The organism is Neisseria sp. SLRRB23 (genome assembly GCF_050896295.1).
GTDB lineage: Bacteria > Pseudomonadota > Gammaproteobacteria > Burkholderiales > Neisseriaceae > Neisseria.
The window spans coordinates 1-362 of the sequence record NZ_JBPBFH010000135.1 but is presented as its reverse complement, the minus strand read 5'-3'; the positions used below and the strand labels follow the sequence as shown (position 1 = coordinate 362).

Here is a 362-nt window from a genome sequence, read left to right as displayed (position 1 = left end):
GTCGAGTCTCGTGGGCTCGGAGATGTGTATAAGAGACAGTGACTATGCGGTAGAGCTTGAAGAAGCACGAGAAATTCTGAACAGCCTTCGGAAGGCATACAAGGAACATGCGGTTGGGGCTTGCCCCGACCACCAGCACCACCGCCGTTATGGCTTTGGGCGACGCGTTGGCGGTCGTCCTGCTGCGCGCCCGCGCGTTCACGCCCGACGACTTCGCCTTGATCCAGTCGTCGTTGCTTTTCGGCGCGGCAACCATGCGCTCGACCACTTCTTTTTGCAGCATAAAGTGCATATCGACGACATCGTCCGCCACCCTGTCTCTTATACACATCTCCGAGCCCACGAGACTCGACGTCATCTCG

General features: G+C 58.0%; 1 pseudogene. It reads left to right on the top strand.

From position 1 onward, the window contains the following. Nucleotides 1-113: 113 nt before the first annotated feature. Nucleotides 114-221: pseudogene (locus ACRPFF_RS11490) on the top strand (D-arabinose 5-phosphate isomerase); the annotation flags it as partial. Nucleotides 222-362 lie beyond the last annotated feature (141 nt).